Source organism: Galbibacter sp. L-19, assembly GCF_056857615.1.
In genome coordinates this window covers 36,426-56,077 of record NZ_JBSXNL010000065.1, presented here as the reverse complement: position 1 = coordinate 56,077, position 19,652 = coordinate 36,426, and the positions used below count along the sequence as shown (strand labels likewise).

The window sequence follows — 19,652 nt, the reverse complement described above, 5'->3', positions numbered from 1 at the left end:
GGAACCAATGAGTGTGTTAATAAAACCTATTATTACCGAAAAAGCAACCGCAGATAGCGAGTTGAATAATCGTTATGGTTTCATTGTAGATACTAAGGCAAACAAGTTGCAAATTAAGGATGCCGTGGAAGCTACTTATGGAGTTTCTGTTGAAAAAGTTCGCACAATGAATTACGGACCAAAAAGAAGTACTCGCTACACAAAAACAGGTATTCAGCATGGTAAAACCAATGCTATTAAGAAAGCTGTTATTCAAGTAGCTGAAGGGGATATTATTGATTTTTATAATAATATATAAGTAAAGACAAGAAATGTCAGTAAGAAAATTAAAACCAGTAACTCCTGGGCAGCGATTTAGAGTAGTAAACGGATTTGACGCGATTACTACTGACAAGCCGGAGAAGAGTTTACTCGCTCCGTTAAAAAAGTCGGGAGGTAGAAACAGTCAAGGAAAAATGACCATGCGCTATTTAGGTGGTGGTCATAAGAAGAAGTATCGTGTGGTTGATTTTAAAAGAGTGAAAACTAACGTTGAAGCTACAGTAGAATCAATACAATACGATCCAAACAGAACTGCGTTTATTGCATTAATTACATACAAAGACGGAGAGAAGAGTTATATTATTGCTCAAAACGGTTTGCAAGTAGGTCAAACTGTAGTCTCTGGATCTGGTGTAGCTCCTGAAATAGGAAATGCAATGCCTTTAAGTGAGGTTCCATTAGGTACTATTATATCTTGTATTGAATTACGTCCTGGTCAAGGAGCTGTTATGGCTCGTTCGGCTGGTGCTTTTGCTCAGTTAATGGCAAGAGAAGGTAAATATGCTACTGTGAAACTTCCTTCTGGTGAAACTAGATTGGTATTAGCAAATTGTTTAGCTACAATTGGAGCGGTATCAAATTCAGATCATCAGTTAGTAGTTTCTGGTAAAGCAGGTAGAAAACGTTGGTTAGGAAGAAGACCTAGAACTAGACCGGTTGTAATGAACCCAGTAGATCACCCAATGGGTGGTGGGGAAGGCCGTGCTTCTGGAGGACATCCAAGATCAAGAAACGGAATACCTGCTAAAGGATTTAGAACAAGAACTAAATCTAAAGCGAGTAATAAGTATATTATAGAACGTAGAAAGAAATAAAGTATTAAGAGATGGCACGTTCACTAAAAAAAGGACCTTACGTTCACTATAGTTTAGAGAAAAAAGTTCAACAAAATGTTGAGTCTGGTAAGAAGACAGTTATTAAAACCTGGTCTAGAGCATCTATGATTACTCCAGATTTCGTTGGTCAAACAATAGCTGTACATAATGGTCGCCAATTTGTTCCTGTGTATGTAACAGAGAACATGGTAGGTCATAAGTTAGGAGAATTTTCACCAACAAGATCTTTTAGAGGTCATGCAGGTGCAAAAAATAAAGGAAAAAAATAATAAGTAGCCATGGGAGTTCGTAAAAGAGAAAGAGCAGAGCAAATAAAAGAAGCTAAGAAAAGTTTAGCGTTTGCAAAGTTGAATAACTGCCCAACTTCACCAAGAAAAATGAGGTTAGTAGCCGATTTAGTTCGTGGGGAAAAAGTTGAGAAGGCACTTGCTATTTTGAAATTTAACCAAAAAGAAGCATCTCGTCGTTTAGAGAAGTTGTTAGTTTCTGCAATAGCAAACTGGCAGTCTAAAAATGAAGATGCAAACTTAGAGGAGGCAGATTTATTTGTTCAAGAAATTCGCGTAGATGGTGGGGCAATGTTGAAAAGACTTCGTCCAGCACCTCAAGGTCGCGCACATAGAATTAGAAAACGTTCTAACCACGTTACAATAGTGGTTGGTGCTAAAAATAATACACAAAGTTAAGATAGAGTATGGGACAGAAAACAAATCCGATCGGAAATCGCCTTGGTATCATTAGAGGATGGGAATCCAACTGGTATGGAGGTAATGACTATGGAGATAAACTTGCTGAAGACGATAAAATCAGAAAGTATATCCATGCTCGTTTATCTAAAGCTAGTGTATCTAGAGTAATTATTGAGCGTACGCTTAAGCTTGTAACCGTTACTATCACTACGGCTCGCCCAGGAATCATTATTGGTAAGGGTGGTCAAGAGGTAGACAAGCTAAAAGAAGAGCTTAAGAAAATTACCGACAAAGAAGTTCAAATTAACATCTTTGAAATTAAGAGACCAGAATTAGATGCTAATCTTGTTGCTGCAAGTGTTGCTCGTCAAATTGAGAATAGAATTTCTTACAGACGTGCAATCAAAATGGCTATCGCTGCAGCGATGAGAATGAACGCCGAAGGTATCAAAATTCAAATCTCTGGACGTTTAAACGGGGCTGAAATGGCACGTTCTGAAGCGTATAAAGATGGTAGAATTCCTTTGTCAACATTTAGAGCTGACATTGATTATGCATTACATGAGGCTCATACTACTTATGGTAGATTGGGAATCAAAGTGTGGATCATGAAAGGTGAGGTTTATGGAAAGAGAGAGCTTTCTCCGCTTGTTGGAATGTCTAAGAAGCAAGGGAAAGGCGGCAATAATAATGCCGGTGGTGGAGCTAGAAAATCTCGTCGTAGAAAGTAATTTTTTAAAGTAAAAGAAAAATGTTACAGCCGAAAAGAACAAAATACCGTAAGCAGCAGAAAGGCCGAATGAAAGGTCTTTCTCAAAGAGGGCATGAACTTTCAAATGGTATGTTTGGTATAAAATCAATGGATTCATCATTCATCACAGCGCGTCAAATTGAGGCTGCTCGTGTTGCTGCTACTCGTTTTATGAAAAGAGAAGGGCAGTTATGGATCAAAATTTTTCCAGACAAGCCAATTACAAAGAAGCCACTTGAGGTGCGTATGGGTAAAGGTAAAGGTGCTCCAGAATATTGGGCAGCTGTAGTTAAACCAGGTAGAATTATGTTTGAAATAGGTGGAGTGCCTATGGACGTTGCAAAAGAAGCTTTAAGGCTTGCAGCTCAGAAACTACCGGTTAAAACAAAGTTTATTGTAGCTAGAGATTATTCAGCTTAATTAATTAAGAAGATTATGAAACAATCAGAGATTAGAGAATTTTCTACTGCTGAGCTACAAGAACAGCTTGGTATTGTTAAGAAACAATATGCAGATTTAAAATTAGCTCATACAATTACACCTTTGGAGAATCCACTTCAGTTGAGATATACTAGAAGAACGGTGGCTAGATTGGCAACAGAGCTTACTAAAAGAGAATTACAATAATTCGATTCTGCTAGAAGATGGAAAATAGAAATTTAAGAAAAGAAAGAATAGGGGTTGTTACAAGTAACAAAATGCAGAAATCAATTGTGGTTTCTGAAGTAAAACGAGTAAAACACCCTATGTACGGTAAGTTCGTGTTAAAAACAAAGAAATATGTTGCGCACGACGAAAAAGACGATTGCAATATTGGTGATACAGTAAAGATCATGGAAACAAGACCTTTAAGTAAAACTAAATGTTGGAGATTAGTTGAAATCATTGAAAGAGCTAAATAATTATGGTACAACAGGAATCAAGATTAAAAGTAGCAGACAACACGGGAGCTAAAGAAGTTCTTACTATCCGTGTATTAGGAGGTACTAAAAGAAGATATGCTTCTGTTGGTGACAAAATAGTTGTTACCGTAAAAGATGCAACTCCAAACGGAAACGTTAAAAAGGGGCAAGTATCTACAGCAGTAGTAGTTCGTACTAGAAAAGAAGTAAGAAGACCAGATGGTTCTTACATTCGTTTTGATGATAATGCTTGTGTACTTCTTAACCCTGCAGGGGAGATGCGCGGAACTCGTGTATTTGGACCAGTAGCTAGAGAATTGCGTGATAAGCAGTTTATGAAAATTGTATCATTAGCTCCAGAGGTGCTTTAATACATTAAGAAATGATAAAACTAAAGATAAAATCAGGAGATACTGTAAGAGTAATTGCAGGAGAACATAAAGGTTCAGAAGGGCAAGTGCTTAAAGTAAATCGTGAAAAGAATAAAGCGATAGTTGAGGGAGTTAATCTTGTGTCTAAACACGAGAAGCCAAGTGCTAAAAACCCTCAAGGTGGTATCGTTAAGAAAGAAGCTCTTATTCATATATCTAATTTGTCGTTAATAGATCCTAAATCAGGAGAAACTACGAGAGTAGGTTACGAAGAAAGAGATGGTAAGAAAGTGAGATTTTCTAAAAAATCTAATGAAGTAATTTAATTATGGCTTACATTCCAAGATTAAAACAAGAGTATAAAGAAAGAATAGTTTCTGCTCTTACAGGAGAGTTTGGTTACACCAATGTTATGCAGGTGCCTAAACTGGAAAAGATTGTTATTAGCCGTGGAGTTGGTGCAGCAGTTGCAGATAAAAAGCTAATCGACTACGCAGTAGACGAATTAAGTAGAATTTCTGGACAAAAAGCAGTAGCTACAATATCTAAAAAGGATGTTGCGTCTTTTAAACTTCGTAAAGGAATGCCAATTGGGGCAAAAGTAACTTTACGTGGAGAAATGATGTACGAGTTTTTAGATAGATTAGTTACTTCAGCACTTCCTCGAGTTAGAGATTTTAATGGAATCAAAGCGAATGGTTTTGATGGACGTGGGAATTATAACCTTGGGGTAACCGAGCAGATTATCTTTCCAGAGATCAATATCGATAGAGTAAACAAAGTAGCAGGTATGGATATTACCTTTGTTACTTCTGCGGATACCGATAAAGAAGCAAAATCATTATTAAGCGAATTAGGATTACCTTTTAAAAAGAACTAGTATGGCTAAAGAATCAATGAAAGCCCGTGAGGTTAAAAGACAAAAATTGGTAGATAAGTATGCTGAGAAAAGAAAAGCTTTAAAAGAAGCTGGAGATTACGAAGCATTACAAAAATTACCAAAAAACTCTTCACCAGTACGTTTACACAATCGTTGTAAACTAACAGGAAGACCTAGAGGTTATATGCGTACTTTTGGAATTTCTCGTGTAACATTCAGAGAAATGGCAAACAACGGATTAATCCCAGGGGTTAAGAAAGCAAGTTGGTAACAAAAATTAACTGGTAGTAAGTTCGGATTTACCCGAAAACTATTACCGCAAATAGATATAGATGTATACAGATCCTATAGCAGATTATTTAACAAGAATTAGAAACGCAAACAGCGCTGGGCACAGAGTGGTAGAAATACCTTCTTCTAATTTGAAAAAAGACATGACTAAAATTTTATTCGATCAAGGATATATTTTAAGTTATAAATTTGAAGACAACTCAGTACAAGGAACTATTAAGATAGCTTTGAAATATGATAAGCTAACTAAAGAGCCTGTTATTAAAAGACTGAAGCGTGTAAGTACACCTGGATTACGTAAGTATGTAGGTAAAGATGAACTTCCTAGAGTTCTAAATGGACTTGGTATTGCAATTGTTTCTACTTCTCATGGAGTAATGACAAGTAAGCAAGCAAAGTTAGAGAGCGTAGGTGGAGAAGTATTGTGTTACGTTTACTAATATATTAAAGACAAGAAGAAATGTCAAGAATAGGTAATAGTCCAATAGTAATTCCTGAGGGAGTTACTGTAGATATTAAAGAAGACGAAGTTACCGTAAAAGGTAAACTTGGAGAATTAAAGCAGACTTTTTCTGATGTTACTGTAAAGGTAGAAGAAGGAAATGTTATTGTTGAGCGTTCTTCAGAGATAAAAAATGTTAAAGCTAAACACGGTCTTTACAGATCATTAATCAATAACATGATTGAAGGTGTTTCTAATGGCTTTACTAAACAGTTAGAATTAGTTGGTGTAGGTTACAGAGCTAGCAACCAAGGTCAGAAATTAGATTTGGCTGTAGGTTTTTCGCATAACATTGTTATCGATTTAGCTCCTGAGGTTAAGATTGAAACAATCTCAGAAAAAGGTAAAAACCCAATCGTAAAACTAACATCATACGATAAGCAATTAGTTGGTCAAGTAGCAGCTAAGATCCGTTCTTTCCGTAAGCCAGAGCCTTACAAAGGAAAAGGAATCAAGTTTGTTGGTGAGCAATTAAGAAGAAAAGCAGGTAAATCAGCTTAATAATTAGCACTATGGCATTATCAAAGACTGAAAGAAGACAGAGAATCAAAAACAGAATCCGCAAGGTTGTTTCTGGAACAGAAGCAAGACCTAGATTGGCTGTTTTTAGAAGTAATAAAGAAATTTATGCTCAATTGATAGATGATGTAACAGGGAAAACTCTGTTAGCAGCATCTTCAAGAGATAAAGAAATTAGTTCTGCAAAAGGTACTAAAACTGAAATAGCAGCCTTAGTAGGTAAAGCTATTGCAGAGAAAGCAAAAAGCGCTGGATATGAGTTAATCTCTTTTGATAGAGGTGGTTATTTATATCACGGTAGAGTAAAATCATTAGCAGATGGTGCTAGAGAAGCAGGACTTAAATTCTAAGAAGATATGTATCAAGATTATAAAAACGTAGAATTAGTAAAACCTGGTGGACTTGAATTGAAAGATCGTTTAGTAGGTGTACAAAGAGTTACTAAAGTTACTAAAGGAGGTAGAGCCTTCGGATTTTCTGCAATTGTTGTTGTAGGAGACGAGAATGGTGTAGTTGGTCACGGATTAGGAAAATCTAAAGAGGTAGCAGATGCTATTTCTAAAGCAGTAGAAGATGCTAAGAAAAACCTAGTACGTATCCCTCTTAACAAAGGTACATTACCTCATGAGCAAAAAGGGAAATACGGTGGTGCAAGAGTTTACATTCAGCCAGCTTCACACGGTACCGGGGTTATTGCAGGAGGTGCAGTACGTGCGGTATTAGAAGCAGTTGGAGTACATGATGTACTATCTAAATCTCAAGGTTCTTCTAACCCTCACAACGTTGTAAAAGCAACTTTTGATGCTTTACTACGTTTAAGAGACGCTAGAACAATCGCTAAGCAAAGAGGAATTTCTTTAGAAAAAGTTTTTAAAGGATAAACCAAGGATAAGATGAAAAAAGTAAAAGTTACGCAAGTAAAAAGCAGCATAAAACGTACTGAAAGACAAAAAAGAACGTTAAAAGCACTAGGCCTAAGAGGAATTGGTCAAGTTGTGGAGCATGATGCAACACCAAACATCCTTGGTATGGTAAAAAAAGTAGAACACTTAGTTTCTTTTGAAGAAGCTTAATAACAATATAGTTATGAATTTAAGTAACTTACAACCAGCTGAAGGTTCAGTACATAGAGACGGAAAAAGAGTAGGACGTGGTCAAGGTTCTGGCAAAGGTGGTACTGCCACTAGAGGTCATAAAGGAGCTAAATCCCGTTCAGGATACTCTAAGAAAATTGGTTTTGAAGGAGGGCAAATGCCACTTCAAAGACGTGTACCTAAATTTGGTTTTAATAACATCAATAGAAAGGAATACACAGGAATCAATTTAAACAAGTTACAAGAATTGGTTGATAAAGGTGTTGTTAAAGACACTGTAGATTTAGAAGTTTTAGTTAGCAACGGAGTTGTTAAATCTAACGAGCTAGTTAAAATACTAGGAGGTGGAGAACTAAAAGCTAAATTAAAAATATCAGTACATAAATTTACCGCCAGTGCAAAAGCAGCTATCGAAGCAGCCGGAGGTGAAGCAGTAAGTTTATAACCAACAAGTAACCATGAAGAAATTTATTGAGACATTAAGCAATATTTGGAAAATTGAAGAACTAAAGGGTAGAATTTTAATTACCCTTGGTCTTCTATTAGTGTATCGTTTTGGTGCACAAGTAGTATTACCAGGTATTGATACACAACAATTGGCAGAATTATCATCTAGAACAGATGGTGGAGGATTATTAGGTATCTTAAATGCATTTACAGGTGGAGCGTTTGCAAATGCTTCTTTCTTTGCTTTAGGTATTATGCCTTATATTTCTGCATCAATCGTAGTTCAATTAATGGGATTAGCTATTCCTTACCTTCAGAAGTTACAAAAAGAAGGGGAGAGTGGGCGTAAAACATTAAATCAAATTACCCGTTGGTTAACAATAGGTATTTGTTTGGTACAAGCACCAGCGTATCTTTATTCATTAGGATCTTTAGGTGTTCCAGATAGTGCTTTTATCTTAGGTAAAGGACTTGATTTTATGATTCCTGCAGTTTTAATTTTAGTTACAGGAACCATTTTTGCTATGTGGTTAGGAGAAAAAATTACCGATAAAGGTATTGGTAACGGAATCTCTTTACTTATTATGGTAGGAATTATTGCTAGAATGCCACAGTCATTCGTGCAAGAATTTGTTTCTAGAACATCAGGTTCAAACGGAGGATTAATGTTGATATTGATTGAATTGATTTTATGGTTTGTAGTTATACTAGCATGTATTATGTTGGTTATGGCAACAAGACAAATTCCAGTTCAGTATGCTCGTAGAACGGCTTCTGGTGGTTATGAGAAAAATGTTTTTGGATCTAGACAGTATATTCCTTTAAAGTTAAATGCATCTGGAGTAATGCCAATTATATTTGCTCAAGCAATCATGTTTGCTCCTGCATATGTAGGTAGAATAGGAGCTTTGAAAGATACAGGTGCTGGTCAATGGTTGCAAACTGAGTTTAGCAATATCTTTGGATTATGGTACAATTTAGTTTTTGCGTTATTAATCATAATATTTACGTATTTTTACACCGCAATTACTGTACCGACAAATAAAATGGCTGATGATCTAAAAAGAAGTGGTGGATTTATACCAGGAATTCGTCCAGGAAAAGAAACCTCAGATTATTTAGATAAAATAATGTCTTTAATTACATTCCCAGGATCTTTATTTTTAGCAGTAATAGCTGTATTACCAGCAATTGTTGTTAAGATAATGGGTGTACAACAAGGTTGGGCGTTGTTTTATGGTGGTACATCACTATTAATTTTAGTGGGTGTTGCTATAGATACAATGCAACAAGTAAACTCATATTTGTTGAACAGGCATTATGATGGCTTGATGAAAACAGGTAAAAATAGAAAAGTTGTAGCTTAATTATGGCAAAGCAGCCCGCAATAGAACAAGATGGAAGTATAATCGAAGCATTGTCTAATGCAATGTTTCGAGTAGAATTAGAAAATGGTCACGTTGTTACGGCTCATATTTCTGGTAAGATGCGTATGCATTATATTAAATTATTACCAGGAGACAAGGTAAAACTTGAGATGAGTCCATATGACCTTACTAAAGCAAGAATTACTTATAGATATTAAAAGAGATGAAAGTAAGAGCATCAATAAAAAAGAGAAGTCCCGAGTGCAAGATTGTGCGTAGAAAGGGGAGATTGTATGTAATTAATAAAAAGAATCCTAGATTTAAACAAAGACAAGGATAAGTTATGGCTAGAATCGCAGGAGTAGATTTACCAAAGCATAAAAGAGGAGTTATAGGTTTAACTTACATCTTTGGTATTGGAAAAAGTAGAGCTAAAGAGATCTTAGAGAAAGCTCAGGTTAGCGAAGACACAAAAGTTAACGACTGGGCAGACGAAGATATCGCTGGTATTAGAGAGGCTATTGCTTCTTACAAAATAGAAGGTGAGTTACGCTCGGAAGTTCAATTGAACATTAAGCGTTTAATGGACATCGGTTGTCAAAGAGGTATTCGTCATAGAGCAGGTCTTCCATTAAGAGGACAACGCACTAAGAATAACTCTAGAACAAGAAAAGGTAAAAGAAAAACTGTTGCTAACAAGAAGAAGGCAACTAAATAATTCGTAGCTTAATTATGGCAAAGTCAAATACAAAAACTGCTAAGAAACGCAAGGTTATAGTAGAATCTGTAGGTGAAGCTCATATTGCTGCATCATTTAATAACGTAATTATCTCTTTGACAAATAAAAAGGGTGATGTTATTTCTTGGTCTTCAGCAGGGAAAATGGGATTCAGAGGTTCTAAGAAAAACACTCCTTACGCTGCTCAAATTGCTGCTGAAGATGCATCAAAAGTAGCTCAAGAGGCAGGTCTTAGAAAAGTAAAAGTGTACGTTAAAGGTCCAGGATCAGGGAGAGAATCTGCTATCCGTTCTATCCATAATGCAGGGATTGAAGTAACAGAAATTATTGATGTTACTCCATTACCACACAATGGATGTCGTCCACCAAAAAGAAGAAGAGTTTAATAACATTTATGTTTAAAAGAAGGTTTTTACGATTATCGAAGGATTAGCCTTAATTCATAATCACCTTCAAAATATTACAAAACATGGCAAGATATACAGGTCCAAAGACTAAAATAGCCCGTAAATTCGGAGAAGCAATATTTGGAGACGATAAATCTTTTGAAAAAAGAAATTATCCTCCAGGACAACACGGAAACAACCGTAGAAGAGGTAAAAAATCAGAATATGCTATCCAGTTAATGGAGAAGCAAAAAGCTAAATACTCTTACGGTATCCTTGAGAAACAATTTAGAAACTTATTTGAAAAAGCAAACCGTAGCAAAGGAGTTACTGGGGAAGTGCTTTTACAACTTTGTGAGTCTCGTTTAGACAATGTAGTTTTTAGAATGGGAGTTTCTCCTTCAAGAAGAGGAGCGAGACAATTAGTTTCTCACCGTCACATTACAGTAAACGGAGAATTAGTAAACATTCCTTCTTACCAGTTAAAAGCAGGTGATGTAGTAGGAGTAAGAGAGAAATCAAAATCTTTAGAAGCTATCGAAAGATCGTTAGCTAATAATAGTAGTGTTTACGAATGGATTACTTGGAATAACGAGAAAAAGGAAGGTACTTTTGTTGCTGTTCCAGAACGTTTACAAATTCCAGAAAATATTAAAGAGCAATTAATCGTCGAGTTATACTCTAAATAATAATTAGACAGCAGTCGTACTATGGCAATACTAAATTTTCAGAAGCCCGATAAAGTTATAATGATCGATTCTACCGATTTCGAAGGTAAGTTTGAATTCAGACCTTTGGAACCAGGATATGGATTGACCGTTGGTAACGCATTACGAAGAGTTCTTTTATCTTCATTAGAAGGTTTTGCAATTACATCAACTAGAATCGATAAAGTAGAACACGAATTTTCTGCAATCGAAGGTGTAGTTGAGGACGTTACAGAAATCATTTTGAACCTGAAACAAGTGCGTTTCAAAAGACAAATTGAAGATATTGATAACGAAACCGTTTCTATTTCGATTTCAGGTAAAGAACAAATAACTGCTGGAGATTTCCAAAAGTTTATATCAGGTTTTCAGGTATTAAATCCAGATTTAGTGATCTGTAATTTAGACCCGAAAGTAACTATAAACATGGAAGTTACAATCGAAAAAGGTAGAGGGTATGTTCCTGCTGAAGAAAACAAGAAAGCAAATGCTCCTCTTGGAACTATCTTCACAGATGCAATATATACACCTATCAAAAATGTTAAATTTAGCATTGAAAATTATCGTGTAGAGCAAAAAACAGATTACGAGAAATTAGTTTTCGAAATCATTTCAGATGGTTCTATACATCCAAAAGATGCTTTAACTGAAGCTGCAAAAATACTTATCCACCACTTTATGTTATTCTCTGATGAGCGTATCACTCTGGAGGCGGATGAAATTGCACAAACAGAAACTTATGATGAGGAATCTCTTCATATGCGTCAATTATTGAAAACCAAGTTAGTAGACATGGATCTTTCAGTAAGAGCATTAAACTGTTTGAAAGCTGCTGAAGTAGATACATTAGGAGACTTAGTATCTTTTAATAAGAACGATTTAATGAAATTCAGAAACTTTGGTAAAAAATCGTTGACAGAATTAGAAGAACTTGTAAATAACAAGGGACTTAGTTTTGGAATGGATTTATCAAAGTATAAATTAGATAAAGACTAACAAAATCATCATATTTTGCTCCTCAAAATGGGTAGAGCAAGATGTTGATTTAAAACAATTGTCATGAGACACGGAAAGAAATTTAACCATTTAGGTAGAAAAACAGCTCATAGAAAAGCAATGCTTGCTAATATGGCATGTTCATTAATAGAGCACAAGCGTATTAATACAACTTTAGCAAAAGCTAAAGCTTTAAAGCAGTTTGTTGAGCCTTTAGTTACAAAATCTAAAGAGGATACAACACACAACAGACGTGTTGTTTTTAGTAAATTAAGAGACAAATACGCTGTTACTGAGCTTTTCAGAGATGTTGCTGTTAAGGTAGGTGATAGACCAGGAGGTTACACTAGAATTATTAAACTAGGTAACAGACTTGGAGATAACGCAGACATGGCGATGATTGAGCTAGTTGATTACAACGAAACTTACAATGTAGCTGATAAGCCTGCTAAGAAAAAATCGACTAGAAGAGGTAGAAGTAAAAAAGCTACCGAGGCTGCTACTGTTGAAGCTCCTCAAGCTAAAGAAGCTCCTGCAGCTAAAGAAGATTCTGACAATGAAAAACCAGAAACTTCACAAGAATAGTGATTAATGTTATCATAACATATCAAAAAGGATAAACGTTTTAGTTTATCCTTTTTTTTGTGTTATTTTGTAAAACTTTTGCAACGTACAAAAATGAAGTATCAATCTAGAAAACAAGCAATGATTTTATTGGCAGACGGTACCATATTTTATGGTAAAGCCGTTGCAAATAAAGAAGGAAGTGCTTTTGGCGAAGTCTGTTTCAACACAGGAATGACAGGCTATCAAGAAATTTTTACAGATCCATCTTACTATGGACAATTAATGGTAACTACTAATGCCCATATTGGGAATTATGGAGTTAAAAATGATGAAGAGGAATCGGATTCAGTTAAAATAGCAGGTCTTATATGTAAGAACTTTAGCTATGTTCCATCGCGAGTTGGGAAGTCAGATTCTCTTGAGAACTTTTTAAATGAAAATAATATACTTGCAATCTCTGATGTTGATACCAGAGCTCTTGTGAGTTATATTCGAGACCATGGTGCAATGAATGCTGTAATATCTACAGAAGTAGATAAAATAGATGAATTGAAGAAGCAACTAAACGAGACACCAGATATGGTAGGTTTAGAGCTTGCATCAAAGGTTTCAACCAAAGAAGCTTATTTTTATGGAGATGAAAATGCTACCTACAAAATAGCAGCGTTGGATTTAGGAATCAAGAAGAATATCCTTAGAAATTTAGCAAAACGCGATTGTTATATAAAGGTATTTCCATACAATGCCACTTTTAAGGAAATGGAAGCTTTTAATCCAGACGGATATTTCTTGTCTAATGGCCCTGGAGATCCAGAACCTTTAGAATGCGCTATTACTTTGGCTAAAGAAATTATAGAAAAGGACCTACCTTTATTCGGAATTTGTTTAGGACATCAAATAATTGCACTTTCAGAAGGAGTATCTACTTTTAAGATGTATAATGGACATAGAGGGATTAATCATCCTGTTATAAATCATCTTACAGGGAAAGGGGAGATTACTTCTCAAAACCACGGTTTTGCAATCAACAGAAAAGAAACAGAAAGCAATGCTAATTTCGAAATTACACATTCTCATTTAAATGATAATGAAGTAATGGGAATTAGACATACTAAAAAGAACTGTTTCTCGGTACAATACCATCCAGAAGCTGGTCCAGGACCAAATGATGCTACGTATTTATTTGATCAATTTATAGAAAACATTAAACAACAAAAACTAGAAACAGTATGAGTATAATTATAAGTGTACACGCACGTCAGATATTAGATTCAAGAGGAAATCCAACCGTAGAAGTAGATGTAGTAACCGAAAACGGTATTTTAGGTAGAGCAGCAGTTCCATCTGGAGCGTCTACAGGAGAGCATGAAGCAGTTGAGCTTAGAGATGGAGGAAAATCTTACATGGGTAAAGGGGTTTCTGAAGCTGTAAACAACGTAAACACTACCATTGCAGAAGAACTTATAGGGGCTTCTGTATTTGAGCAAAATTTAATAGATCAAACAATGATCGATTTAGATGGGACTCCAAATAAATCTAAATTAGGAGCTAATGCTATTTTAGGGGTATCGCTTGCAGTTGCTAAAGCTGCGGCAAACGAATTAGGAATGCCATTATATAGATACGTAGGTGGAGTAAGTGCAAATACGCTTCCTGTACCAATGATGAACATTATTAATGGAGGATCACATTCAGATGCACCTATTGCTTTCCAAGAGTTTATGGTAATGCCAGTAAAGGCTAAAAACTTTACGCATGCAATGCAAATGGGGACTGAGATTTTCCATAACCTTAAAAAAGTATTGCACGATAGAGGTTTAAGTACAGCTGTAGGAGATGAAGGTGGTTTTGCACCAACTTTAGATGGTACAGAAGATGCTTTGGATACCATTTCAAAAGCAGTTGAAAAAGCTGGATATAAAATGGGAGATGAAGTAATGATTGCTTTAGATTGTGCTGCAGCAGAATTTTATGTTGATGGAAAATATGACTATACTAAATTTGAAGGAGATAAAGGTGCTGTAAGAACTTCTGAAGAGCAAGCTCAGTATTTGGCAGATCTTTCTGCTAAATATCCAATTATCTCTATTGAAGATGGGATGGATGAGAACGACTGGGATGGATGGAAAGCACTTACTGAAAAAGTAGGAGACAAAGTTCAGTTAGTAGGAGATGATTTATTTGTAACTAATGTAGAGCGTCTTTCTAAAGGAATTGAAAATGGTATTGCAAATTCAATTTTAATTAAAGTTAACCAAATAGGTACACTTACAGAAACTATTGCAGCAGTAAACATGGCTAAAAATGCTGGTTATACTTCTGTAATGTCTCACCGCTCAGGAGAAACAGAAGATAATACAATTGCAGACTTAGCAGTTGCATTAAATACAGGTCAGATTAAAACAGGATCTGCATCTCGTAGTGATCGTATGGCAAAATACAATCAATTGCTAAGAATTGAGGAAGAATTAGGAGCTGTTGCTTTTTATCCTCAGGAAAAAGCATTTAAAATAAAATAAGAATTTTGCACTTGCAGTTGTAAGTCAATTTAAATATTAATACTCTAGGTAATTTAATTTTTATCTAGAGTATTTTTTTAGGCTAAAAACGCCTATAAATTGGTGAGGTATTTATAAATAGTTTCTCTTAGTTTTTTAAGGTTTATAGGTTTTTCAAGATACTCGCTTATTCCAACAGAAATACTCTTTTCTCGGTTTTCTACAGCACTTCCAGCACTTAATGCTAGTATAGGAATTGTAGCATTATATTTCCGCCTTATAATTTTAGTAGCCTCTAAACCATTTAAAACAGGCATTTGGATGTCCATTAAGATAATATTAGGCTGTTCTTTGCTATATAGTTCAACTCCCATTTTTCCATCATAAGCTTCATAGATAAGGGCGTTTTTGTAAAGAGAGGATAATAGTTTTTTTGTAATTAGAAGGTTTACTTTGTTGTCTTCAACAATAAGCACCTTAAATATTTTATTTTCAATCTCATTTGCTAAGTTTTGAATGGGATTGGAATCCACTTTTTCTTCAGAACTATTTGTAAAAGTGAGTTTAAAATAGAATTTACTTCCTTTATTTACTTCACTTTCAAATTGTAATATTCCTCCAAGTGCTTCAACAATTTTATACGAAATAGAGAGACCTAATCCTATTCCTCCATGTTCTCGAGTATAGTCTGATTCTTCTTGATAAAATTCTTCGAATATTTTGTTTTGGTTTTTAGTCTTTATTCCTTTTCCTGTATCATCAATAGAAAATTTAATTTCAGTAGTTTTCTCATATACATTAACCAATATTACATTTAAAGTAACACTACCTTTGGAGGTGTATTTTATGGCGTTATCTAGCAAAGAGTATACTACTCGACGAATTTTTAAATCGTCTATTAAAAGAGTTTTCGGAATGTTTGGGCTGGTATTGAGGAAGAACGACAGATTTTTTTCTTGAGCCCTAATTTTAAACATTTCAAAAATTTCGTTGGCTAAGGCTCCTAGGTCGGTAGGGTTTTATTTTATACTAATTTTGTTTTTGTCATAGCGGTTAAAATCAAAAATATCTTCGGCCATATATAAAAGAGACTCCCCAGAAGATTTAATGATGTTGATATGATTATTTTGAACACTTGTAAGGTCTTTAAATTTAAGAAGTAAATCTGCATAACCAATTATTGCATTTAAAGGTGTTTTTACTTCATGTGTCATTTTGGTTAAGAAGTTGGATTTTATTTCATTGGAAATAGTTAGTCTTTTGTTTATTCTAGCTAATTTAATTCTGCTAAAATAGATAAGCATGGTTACAATAATAAAAGAGATAAACCCCCCAATAATTATATATTTATTTTTTTTCACTTTTAAATCGTTCAACTCTTTTTCCTTTTGTATGGATAATTCTTTTAAATCCAATTTTAGGCGTTCTTTTAATAGTGTGTTTTGGACTTTATTAAGTTGTAAACTGTTACGATATGTGTAGCCAATTTGAGAAAATTTCAGTGCATTTTTATAGTCTTCTTTTTGCTCATATGGATTAGATAGTAAATTAGCTGTTTCGATTGAGTTTGCATAGACTTGATGTTTTTCTGCCGTTTCAAAAGCCTTTAGAGCATAATCAAGCGCTTTTTCATCATCTCCTAATTTACGAAGAATTTTAGCTAAACTCATATAACAATCTTCCCTAATAATATTGTTGTTTATTTGGTTTAATAAAAGAAGAGCATATTCAAACTCCTCTTTAGCTTTGGTTAGATTTTCAGATTCATAATATAAATTTCCAATATACATTTGTGTAAGCAGCTTCCTAAAAGTGTAGCCTAGAGAGTCTTCATAACGGTATACTTTTTTAAGTGCAGAAAGGGTGGGTGCAGGAAGCCCTTTGTAGGAGTTAATAAACGCCAAGTTTTTTGGATAGAGACAATTCCATATTGGTCATTATTTTTTTTGTGTATAACTAACGCACTATCTAATAGCTCAATAGAAGTATCATATTCATTAACTAATGTATATAGAATAGAAATATTTTTTAAGCATTCTGCTATTTGTGATGTATTGTTTAGTTCTTTACTTATGGCTATTGCCTTGTTGTAATATTTTAAAGCTTCGTAATGATTACTTTTAAACCTATGCACTTTTCCAAGGTGGTTGTATATAGAAGGTTTTATAGTGTTTAGATTGTTGTTTTCGGCAATTTCAAGTCCTTTATTTAAATAATCAATAGCGCTATTATGATTAGATAGATATACATTTGAGGCGCCTATAATGTTGTATGCCGTTGCAATTCCTAGGAGATTGGAATTTTTTTCTGAAAGTAGCAAGAGTTTTTCAGAAAGTAAAATAGCTTCATTTGGGTCGATGTTCGTAGTTATTTCTGCAATCTCACTATATAAAGCTATAGAGTCAATAGCGGTAGGTGCATTTTTTAACTTGGTATATAGACTGTCTATTTCTATATTTTGTGTATACCCTAATGAGAAGATCAATAGTGTGAGGAAAGTTAGGATATTAACTGTTTTTCCCTTCATATATATTCGAATTAAATAAACTTAATTAATGTAAGGGGGCAAAGTCAAGCACAAAAACAGGTGGAAATATAGTACGAAATTTGTTAATTAAATGCTTGATTCGTAATTATTAGTGGGTCTAGCTATGATAATTTAACAAGTTAATAAAGAAAGTAAGGTAATACTGTCAATATATAAATATAAAGTCCTTCAATTATAGAAGGGCTTTTTTTATAAATGAAAATAATGTCATATTAACATTCATTTAATAAGGAAAATTTTCATTATGTCAATATAATTATTTAATTTAAAGTTAATTATGAAAAGCTTTTAGTAACCGAAAAAATTCTACCATTGTGAAAACTAACTTTCTTTTTGTTTGCGCTGAAAATGACGGAATCCCAAACTGTAAAGCAGGAGGAATGGGAGATGTTGTTAGGGATGTTCCACGCCAAATAGCAATTAATGGAGATACGTCTCATATTATTACCCCGTCTTATGGAAGGTTACATTCTAATGGAGAATTTCTTAGTAAATTAAGTTTTAATTATAGAGGTATTCCACAGGAAGCGCATTTATATGAAGTTCCTGGAAAGAAATTGAATGAAAATATTAAGCATTATGTAATAGATCATCCAGAAATTACCTCGGGAGATATAGCTCATATTTATTTTAATGATCCAGAACAGCCTTTTTATACAGACGCTTGTATGTTTTCTCTTTTTTGTATAGCTGTGGCAGAGGCAGTAAAACAAAATTTATTTGGAGCACTTCAAATTATACATCTACATGATTGGCATACAAGTTTATTATTATTTTTAAAAGAATACCATCCTTCTTATTCAGTTTTAAAAACTAGCAGGTTTGTTTATTCTATACATAATTTGGCTATACAAGGAATCCGCCCTTTTCAAGCTAATTATTCTTCTTTAAAAGAATTTTATCCTGAAATTGATATAGATGAAGAAAAACTAAAAGATCCGAGATATCACGACTGTATAAATTTAATGTCATTAGGAATTCGTTTTGCAGATGCTGTGCATACGGTTTCTCCTTCCTACAAAGAAGATATACAGAAAGCTAGTAATCCGCCTACATTTATTGGAGGAGAAGGCTTAGAAGATGATTTGAAAAAGGCGAATGAAGAGGGACGTTTATTTGGGATTTTAAATGGTTGTAACTATAAAAACATTAACCGAGTTAAGAAAAATGAATTATGTAAACATAGTTTAAAAGCTATTTTTAAATGGATACAAGAACCAAATAAAAAATATAAAGCAGATTTTTTAGCACATACAGGTAATAAAATTTATGCTTTAACAAGTAGTAAACCTAGCTTTGTTTGCGCAAGTGTAGCCCGTCTAACGGAACAAAAATTCTTTTTCTTTAAGAATAATCCCCAACTTCTTAGGGATATTATAGATTTGTTAGCAAAAAGAAATGGAGTTTATATTGTTTTAGGAACAGGAGCTCCAGAGTACGAAAGATTACTACGACAAGTAAGCTACGAAAAAGAAAATTTTATTTTCATAAATGGACAATCGGAAGAGGTTATCGATTCGTTGTACTATGAGTCCGATTTGTATTTAATGCCAAGTTTGTTTGAGCCCTGCGGAATTAGTCAGATGTTGGCTATGCGCAACGGGCAACCCTGCCTTGTTCATGCAACGGGAGGTTTAATAGATACTGTAGAGCATCTTAAATCTGGTTTTAGTTTTTCTGGAGAGACTTTAGAAGAGAAAAACGAGAATTTTTTAAGAGTATTTGAAAGTACCTTGGATTTGTTTTTTGAAGATCAAGAAATCTGGAAGCATATAAGTAAAGTAGCAAAGAGTAAAAGATTTAGTTGGGAGAAATCTGTAAAAGAATATTATGAACAATTGTATCTTTTAGAAACTTCGACAAAAAATAAGCTTACCCCAAGAATAAAAAATAGTAGAAACAAATCGGGAGTTATAATTTATGACAAATAAAGAATTCCCTTTTCTTCAGCAATTAAAACAATTATAGAAAGTAGTTTTTTATACGGTGCTGAATTAATAATTTTTTATACTTGGTATTGGAGGTTCTCAATATCAAGTATTATTTTTTTTAAACTACATATTTTATGATAGTTAAGATTTAGTCTTTGTTCTTATAGCGAAGCGGTCTTGTATTTTTACATGGATATTAATAATTTTTTTAAATTACATATTTTATGATAGCTAAGATTTAGTCTTTGTTCTTTTTTCTTATAGCGAAGCGGTCTTGTGTTTTTACACAGACATTAATAATTTTTTTAAA

The 19,652-nt window shown here is 34.2% G+C and carries 32 protein-coding genes; 29 read left to right on the top strand and 3 right to left on the bottom strand.

Annotated features, from left to right (window positions below; all coding sequences use genetic code 11):
- Positions 1-7 precede the first annotated feature (7 nt).
- The 28 genes from rplW to eno all read left to right on the top strand — a co-directional run bounded on the left by rplW (position 8) and on the right by eno (position 14,884).
- The gene (rplW, locus tag AC13CQ_RS12880; RefSeq protein WP_008613597.1) at positions 8-298 is read left to right on the top strand and encodes a 50S ribosomal protein L23; all 291 of its coding nucleotides are present in this window, start codon (positions 8-10) and stop codon (positions 296-298) included.
- A gap of 13 nt (positions 299-311) precedes the next feature.
- Positions 312-1,136, top strand: coding sequence for a 50S ribosomal protein L2 (rplB, locus tag AC13CQ_RS12875; protein WP_337899692.1), 825 nt, complete (start codon positions 312-314; stop codon positions 1,134-1,136).
- Positions 1,137-1,147: 11 nt separating this feature from the next.
- Complete coding sequence (gene rpsS, locus AC13CQ_RS12870) at positions 1,148-1,426, top strand: 30S ribosomal protein S19 (RefSeq protein WP_008613595.1); 279 nt, start codon at positions 1,148-1,150, stop codon at positions 1,424-1,426.
- Between the two features lie 9 nt (positions 1,427-1,435).
- Complete coding sequence (gene rplV, locus AC13CQ_RS12865) at positions 1,436-1,843, top strand: 50S ribosomal protein L22 (protein WP_008613594.1); 408 nt, start codon at positions 1,436-1,438, stop codon at positions 1,841-1,843.
- 8 nt (positions 1,844-1,851) lie between these two features.
- Complete coding sequence (gene rpsC / locus AC13CQ_RS12860; RefSeq protein WP_008613593.1) at positions 1,852-2,577, top strand: 30S ribosomal protein S3; 726 nt, start codon at positions 1,852-1,854, stop codon at positions 2,575-2,577.
- A 20-nt stretch (positions 2,578-2,597) separates the two neighbouring features.
- On the top strand, positions 2,598-3,017 hold the full coding sequence (rplP, locus tag AC13CQ_RS12855) for a 50S ribosomal protein L16 (protein WP_008613592.1): 420 nt from the start codon (positions 2,598-2,600) through the stop codon (positions 3,015-3,017).
- Between the two features lie 15 nt (positions 3,018-3,032).
- Positions 3,033-3,224, top strand: coding sequence for a 50S ribosomal protein L29 (rpmC, locus tag AC13CQ_RS12850; RefSeq protein WP_008613591.1), 192 nt, complete (start codon positions 3,033-3,035; stop codon positions 3,222-3,224).
- A gap of 17 nt (positions 3,225-3,241) precedes the next feature.
- The gene (gene rpsQ, locus AC13CQ_RS12845; protein WP_008613590.1) at positions 3,242-3,499 is read left to right on the top strand and encodes a 30S ribosomal protein S17; all 258 of its coding nucleotides are present in this window, start codon (positions 3,242-3,244) and stop codon (positions 3,497-3,499) included.
- A gap of 2 nt (positions 3,500-3,501) precedes the next feature.
- The gene (rplN, locus tag AC13CQ_RS12840) at positions 3,502-3,870 is read left to right on the top strand and encodes a 50S ribosomal protein L14 (RefSeq protein ID WP_008613588.1); all 369 of its coding nucleotides are present in this window, start codon (positions 3,502-3,504) and stop codon (positions 3,868-3,870) included.
- 11 nt (positions 3,871-3,881) lie between these two features.
- The gene (gene rplX, locus AC13CQ_RS12835; RefSeq protein ID WP_008613587.1) at positions 3,882-4,196 is read left to right on the top strand and encodes a 50S ribosomal protein L24; all 315 of its coding nucleotides are present in this window, start codon (positions 3,882-3,884) and stop codon (positions 4,194-4,196) included.
- Positions 4,197-4,198: 2 nt separating this feature from the next.
- Complete coding sequence (gene rplE / locus AC13CQ_RS12830; RefSeq protein WP_008613586.1) at positions 4,199-4,750, top strand: 50S ribosomal protein L5; 552 nt, start codon at positions 4,199-4,201, stop codon at positions 4,748-4,750.
- 1 nt (position 4,751) lies between these two features.
- Entirely contained in the window at positions 4,752-5,021 is a 270-nt protein-coding gene (gene rpsN / locus AC13CQ_RS12825; RefSeq protein WP_008613585.1) for a 30S ribosomal protein S14, read from the top strand.
- A gap of 61 nt (positions 5,022-5,082) precedes the next feature.
- Positions 5,083-5,481, top strand: coding sequence for a 30S ribosomal protein S8 (gene rpsH / locus AC13CQ_RS12820; protein WP_008613584.1), 399 nt, complete (start codon positions 5,083-5,085; stop codon positions 5,479-5,481).
- Between the two features lie 20 nt (positions 5,482-5,501).
- The gene (gene rplF / locus AC13CQ_RS12815; protein ID WP_008613583.1) at positions 5,502-6,044 is read left to right on the top strand and encodes a 50S ribosomal protein L6; all 543 of its coding nucleotides are present in this window, start codon (positions 5,502-5,504) and stop codon (positions 6,042-6,044) included.
- 11 nt (positions 6,045-6,055) lie between these two features.
- Positions 6,056-6,412 (top strand): 50S ribosomal protein L18, encoded by a 357-nt coding sequence (rplR, locus tag AC13CQ_RS12810; protein ID WP_008613582.1) that lies wholly within the window; start codon positions 6,056-6,058, stop codon positions 6,410-6,412.
- Between the two features lie 6 nt (positions 6,413-6,418).
- The gene (gene rpsE, locus AC13CQ_RS12805; RefSeq protein WP_008613581.1) at positions 6,419-6,943 is read left to right on the top strand and encodes a 30S ribosomal protein S5; all 525 of its coding nucleotides are present in this window, start codon (positions 6,419-6,421) and stop codon (positions 6,941-6,943) included.
- A 12-nt stretch (positions 6,944-6,955) separates the two neighbouring features.
- Entirely contained in the window at positions 6,956-7,135 is a 180-nt protein-coding gene (rpmD, locus tag AC13CQ_RS12800) for a 50S ribosomal protein L30 (protein WP_008613580.1), read from the top strand.
- Between the two features lie 13 nt (positions 7,136-7,148).
- A complete protein-coding gene (gene rplO / locus AC13CQ_RS12795) occupies positions 7,149-7,601 on the top strand; it encodes a 50S ribosomal protein L15 (protein WP_008613579.1) in 453 nt (150 codons plus the stop codon).
- Positions 7,602-7,614: 13 nt separating this feature from the next.
- Positions 7,615-8,970, top strand: a complete 1,356-nt coding sequence (secY, locus tag AC13CQ_RS12790; protein ID WP_008613578.1) for a preprotein translocase subunit SecY — start codon at positions 7,615-7,617, stop codon at positions 8,968-8,970.
- Positions 8,971-8,972: 2 nt separating this feature from the next.
- A complete protein-coding gene (infA, locus tag AC13CQ_RS12785) occupies positions 8,973-9,188 on the top strand; it encodes a translation initiation factor IF-1 (RefSeq protein WP_008613577.1) in 216 nt (71 codons plus the stop codon).
- 5 nt (positions 9,189-9,193) lie between these two features.
- Positions 9,194-9,310 (top strand): type B 50S ribosomal protein L36, encoded by a 117-nt coding sequence (gene ykgO, locus AC13CQ_RS12780; RefSeq protein WP_007094966.1) that lies wholly within the window; start codon positions 9,194-9,196, stop codon positions 9,308-9,310.
- A 3-nt stretch (positions 9,311-9,313) separates the two neighbouring features.
- The gene (rpsM, locus tag AC13CQ_RS12775; protein ID WP_008613573.1) at positions 9,314-9,688 is read left to right on the top strand and encodes a 30S ribosomal protein S13; all 375 of its coding nucleotides are present in this window, start codon (positions 9,314-9,316) and stop codon (positions 9,686-9,688) included.
- 14 nt (positions 9,689-9,702) lie between these two features.
- On the top strand, positions 9,703-10,095 hold the full coding sequence (rpsK, locus tag AC13CQ_RS12770; RefSeq protein WP_008613572.1) for a 30S ribosomal protein S11: 393 nt from the start codon (positions 9,703-9,705) through the stop codon (positions 10,093-10,095).
- 83 nt (positions 10,096-10,178) lie between these two features.
- Positions 10,179-10,784: a 30S ribosomal protein S4 gene (rpsD, locus tag AC13CQ_RS12765; protein ID WP_008613570.1), complete on the top strand. Its 606-nt coding sequence runs from the start codon at positions 10,179-10,181 to the stop codon at positions 10,782-10,784.
- 21 nt (positions 10,785-10,805) lie between these two features.
- The gene (locus AC13CQ_RS12760; RefSeq protein WP_040879703.1) at positions 10,806-11,798 is read left to right on the top strand and encodes a DNA-directed RNA polymerase subunit alpha; all 993 of its coding nucleotides are present in this window, start codon (positions 10,806-10,808) and stop codon (positions 11,796-11,798) included.
- A gap of 63 nt (positions 11,799-11,861) precedes the next feature.
- Complete coding sequence (gene rplQ, locus AC13CQ_RS12755) at positions 11,862-12,383, top strand: 50S ribosomal protein L17 (protein ID WP_335587935.1); 522 nt, start codon at positions 11,862-11,864, stop codon at positions 12,381-12,383.
- A gap of 93 nt (positions 12,384-12,476) precedes the next feature.
- Positions 12,477-13,598 carry a glutamine-hydrolyzing carbamoyl-phosphate synthase small subunit gene (gene carA / locus AC13CQ_RS12750; RefSeq protein WP_008613565.1) on the top strand — a complete coding sequence of 374 codons (1,122 nt, stop codon included), beginning with the start codon at positions 12,477-12,479 and terminating at the stop codon, positions 13,596-13,598.
- The gene (gene eno / locus AC13CQ_RS12745) at positions 13,595-14,884 is read left to right on the top strand and encodes a phosphopyruvate hydratase (RefSeq protein ID WP_008613564.1); all 1,290 of its coding nucleotides are present in this window, start codon (positions 13,595-13,597) and stop codon (positions 14,882-14,884) included. Before carA ends, eno begins: the two co-directional genes overlap by 4 nt.
- A gap of 92 nt (positions 14,885-14,976) precedes the next feature.
- Here eno and AC13CQ_RS12740 read toward each other — a convergent pair whose 3' ends face one another.
- From AC13CQ_RS12740 to AC13CQ_RS12730, 3 genes are read right to left on the bottom strand one after another with little or no spacing between them, the layout of a single operon-like run.
- Complete coding sequence (locus tag AC13CQ_RS12740) at positions 14,977-15,840, bottom strand: ATP-binding protein (protein WP_474506814.1); 864 nt, start codon at positions 15,838-15,840, stop codon at positions 14,977-14,979.
- A 42-nt stretch (positions 15,841-15,882) separates the two neighbouring features.
- Positions 15,883-16,767, bottom strand: a complete 885-nt coding sequence (locus AC13CQ_RS12735; RefSeq protein WP_474506815.1) for a sensor histidine kinase — start codon at positions 16,765-16,767, stop codon at positions 15,883-15,885.
- Positions 16,683-17,390, bottom strand: a complete 708-nt coding sequence (locus tag AC13CQ_RS12730; RefSeq protein ID WP_474506816.1) for a tetratricopeptide repeat protein — start codon at positions 17,388-17,390, stop codon at positions 16,683-16,685. The genes AC13CQ_RS12735 and AC13CQ_RS12730 overlap by 85 nt, the downstream gene beginning before the upstream one ends.
- 335 nt (positions 17,391-17,725) lie before the next feature.
- Here AC13CQ_RS12730 and AC13CQ_RS12725 point away from each other — a divergent pair, with 335 nt between their 5' ends.
- The gene (locus AC13CQ_RS12725; protein ID WP_008613561.1) at positions 17,726-19,342 is read left to right on the top strand and encodes a glycogen synthase; all 1,617 of its coding nucleotides are present in this window, start codon (positions 17,726-17,728) and stop codon (positions 19,340-19,342) included.
- Positions 19,343-19,652 lie beyond the last annotated feature (310 nt).

What these genes read in the sequence shown, in the direction of transcription:
- rplP (WP_008613592.1), top strand. Translation starts at nt 2,598, where the DNA reads ATGTTACAGCCGAAAAGAACAAAATACCGTAAGCAGCAGAAAGGCCGA.
- rplX (WP_008613587.1), top strand. Translation starts at nt 3,882, where the DNA reads ATGATAAAACTAAAGATAAAATCAGGAGATACTGTAAGAGTAATTGCA.
- ykgO (WP_007094966.1), top strand. Translation starts at nt 9,194, where the DNA reads ATGAAAGTAAGAGCATCAATAAAAAAGAGAAGTCCCGAGTGCAAGATT.
- rpsS (WP_008613595.1), top strand. Translation starts at nt 1,148, where the DNA reads ATGGCACGTTCACTAAAAAAAGGACCTTACGTTCACTATAGTTTAGAG.
- rpsM (WP_008613573.1), top strand. Translation starts at nt 9,314, where the DNA reads ATGGCTAGAATCGCAGGAGTAGATTTACCAAAGCATAAAAGAGGAGTT.
- rpmD (WP_008613580.1), top strand. Translation starts at nt 6,956, where the DNA reads ATGAAAAAAGTAAAAGTTACGCAAGTAAAAAGCAGCATAAAACGTACT.
- AC13CQ_RS12760 (WP_040879703.1), top strand. Translation starts at nt 10,806, where the DNA reads ATGGCAATACTAAATTTTCAGAAGCCCGATAAAGTTATAATGATCGAT.
- AC13CQ_RS12730 (WP_474506816.1), bottom strand. Translation starts at nt 17,390, where the DNA reads ATGAAGGGAAAAACAGTTAATATCCTAACTTTCCTCACACTATTGATC.
- AC13CQ_RS12740 (WP_474506814.1), bottom strand. Translation starts at nt 15,840, where the DNA reads ATGTTTAAAATTAGGGCTCAAGAAAAAAATCTGTCGTTCTTCCTCAAT.
- rplB (WP_337899692.1), top strand. Translation starts at nt 312, where the DNA reads ATGTCAGTAAGAAAATTAAAACCAGTAACTCCTGGGCAGCGATTTAGA.
- carA (WP_008613565.1), top strand. Translation starts at nt 12,477, where the DNA reads ATGAAGTATCAATCTAGAAAACAAGCAATGATTTTATTGGCAGACGGT.
- rplV (WP_008613594.1), top strand. Translation starts at nt 1,436, where the DNA reads ATGGGAGTTCGTAAAAGAGAAAGAGCAGAGCAAATAAAAGAAGCTAAG.
- rpmC (WP_008613591.1), top strand. Translation starts at nt 3,033, where the DNA reads ATGAAACAATCAGAGATTAGAGAATTTTCTACTGCTGAGCTACAAGAA.
- rpsK (WP_008613572.1), top strand. Translation starts at nt 9,703, where the DNA reads ATGGCAAAGTCAAATACAAAAACTGCTAAGAAACGCAAGGTTATAGTA.
- rplQ (WP_335587935.1), top strand. Translation starts at nt 11,862, where the DNA reads ATGAGACACGGAAAGAAATTTAACCATTTAGGTAGAAAAACAGCTCAT.
- infA (WP_008613577.1), top strand. Translation starts at nt 8,973, where the DNA reads ATGGCAAAGCAGCCCGCAATAGAACAAGATGGAAGTATAATCGAAGCA.
- rpsC (WP_008613593.1), top strand. Translation starts at nt 1,852, where the DNA reads ATGGGACAGAAAACAAATCCGATCGGAAATCGCCTTGGTATCATTAGA.
- rplF (WP_008613583.1), top strand. Translation starts at nt 5,502, where the DNA reads ATGTCAAGAATAGGTAATAGTCCAATAGTAATTCCTGAGGGAGTTACT.
- rplN (WP_008613588.1), top strand. Translation starts at nt 3,502, where the DNA reads ATGGTACAACAGGAATCAAGATTAAAAGTAGCAGACAACACGGGAGCT.
- secY (WP_008613578.1), top strand. Translation starts at nt 7,615, where the DNA reads ATGAAGAAATTTATTGAGACATTAAGCAATATTTGGAAAATTGAAGAA.
- rplO (WP_008613579.1), top strand. Translation starts at nt 7,149, where the DNA reads ATGAATTTAAGTAACTTACAACCAGCTGAAGGTTCAGTACATAGAGAC.
- rplR (WP_008613582.1), top strand. Translation starts at nt 6,056, where the DNA reads ATGGCATTATCAAAGACTGAAAGAAGACAGAGAATCAAAAACAGAATC.
- rpsH (WP_008613584.1), top strand. Translation starts at nt 5,083, where the DNA reads ATGTATACAGATCCTATAGCAGATTATTTAACAAGAATTAGAAACGCA.
- rpsD (WP_008613570.1), top strand. Translation starts at nt 10,179, where the DNA reads ATGGCAAGATATACAGGTCCAAAGACTAAAATAGCCCGTAAATTCGGA.
- rplW (WP_008613597.1), top strand. Translation starts at nt 8, where the DNA reads ATGAGTGTGTTAATAAAACCTATTATTACCGAAAAAGCAACCGCAGAT.
- rpsN (WP_008613585.1), top strand. Translation starts at nt 4,752, where the DNA reads ATGGCTAAAGAATCAATGAAAGCCCGTGAGGTTAAAAGACAAAAATTG.
- rpsE (WP_008613581.1), top strand. Translation starts at nt 6,419, where the DNA reads ATGTATCAAGATTATAAAAACGTAGAATTAGTAAAACCTGGTGGACTT.
- rplE (WP_008613586.1), top strand. Translation starts at nt 4,199, where the DNA reads ATGGCTTACATTCCAAGATTAAAACAAGAGTATAAAGAAAGAATAGTT.
- rpsQ (WP_008613590.1), top strand. Translation starts at nt 3,242, where the DNA reads ATGGAAAATAGAAATTTAAGAAAAGAAAGAATAGGGGTTGTTACAAGT.
- eno (WP_008613564.1), top strand. Translation starts at nt 13,595, where the DNA reads ATGAGTATAATTATAAGTGTACACGCACGTCAGATATTAGATTCAAGA.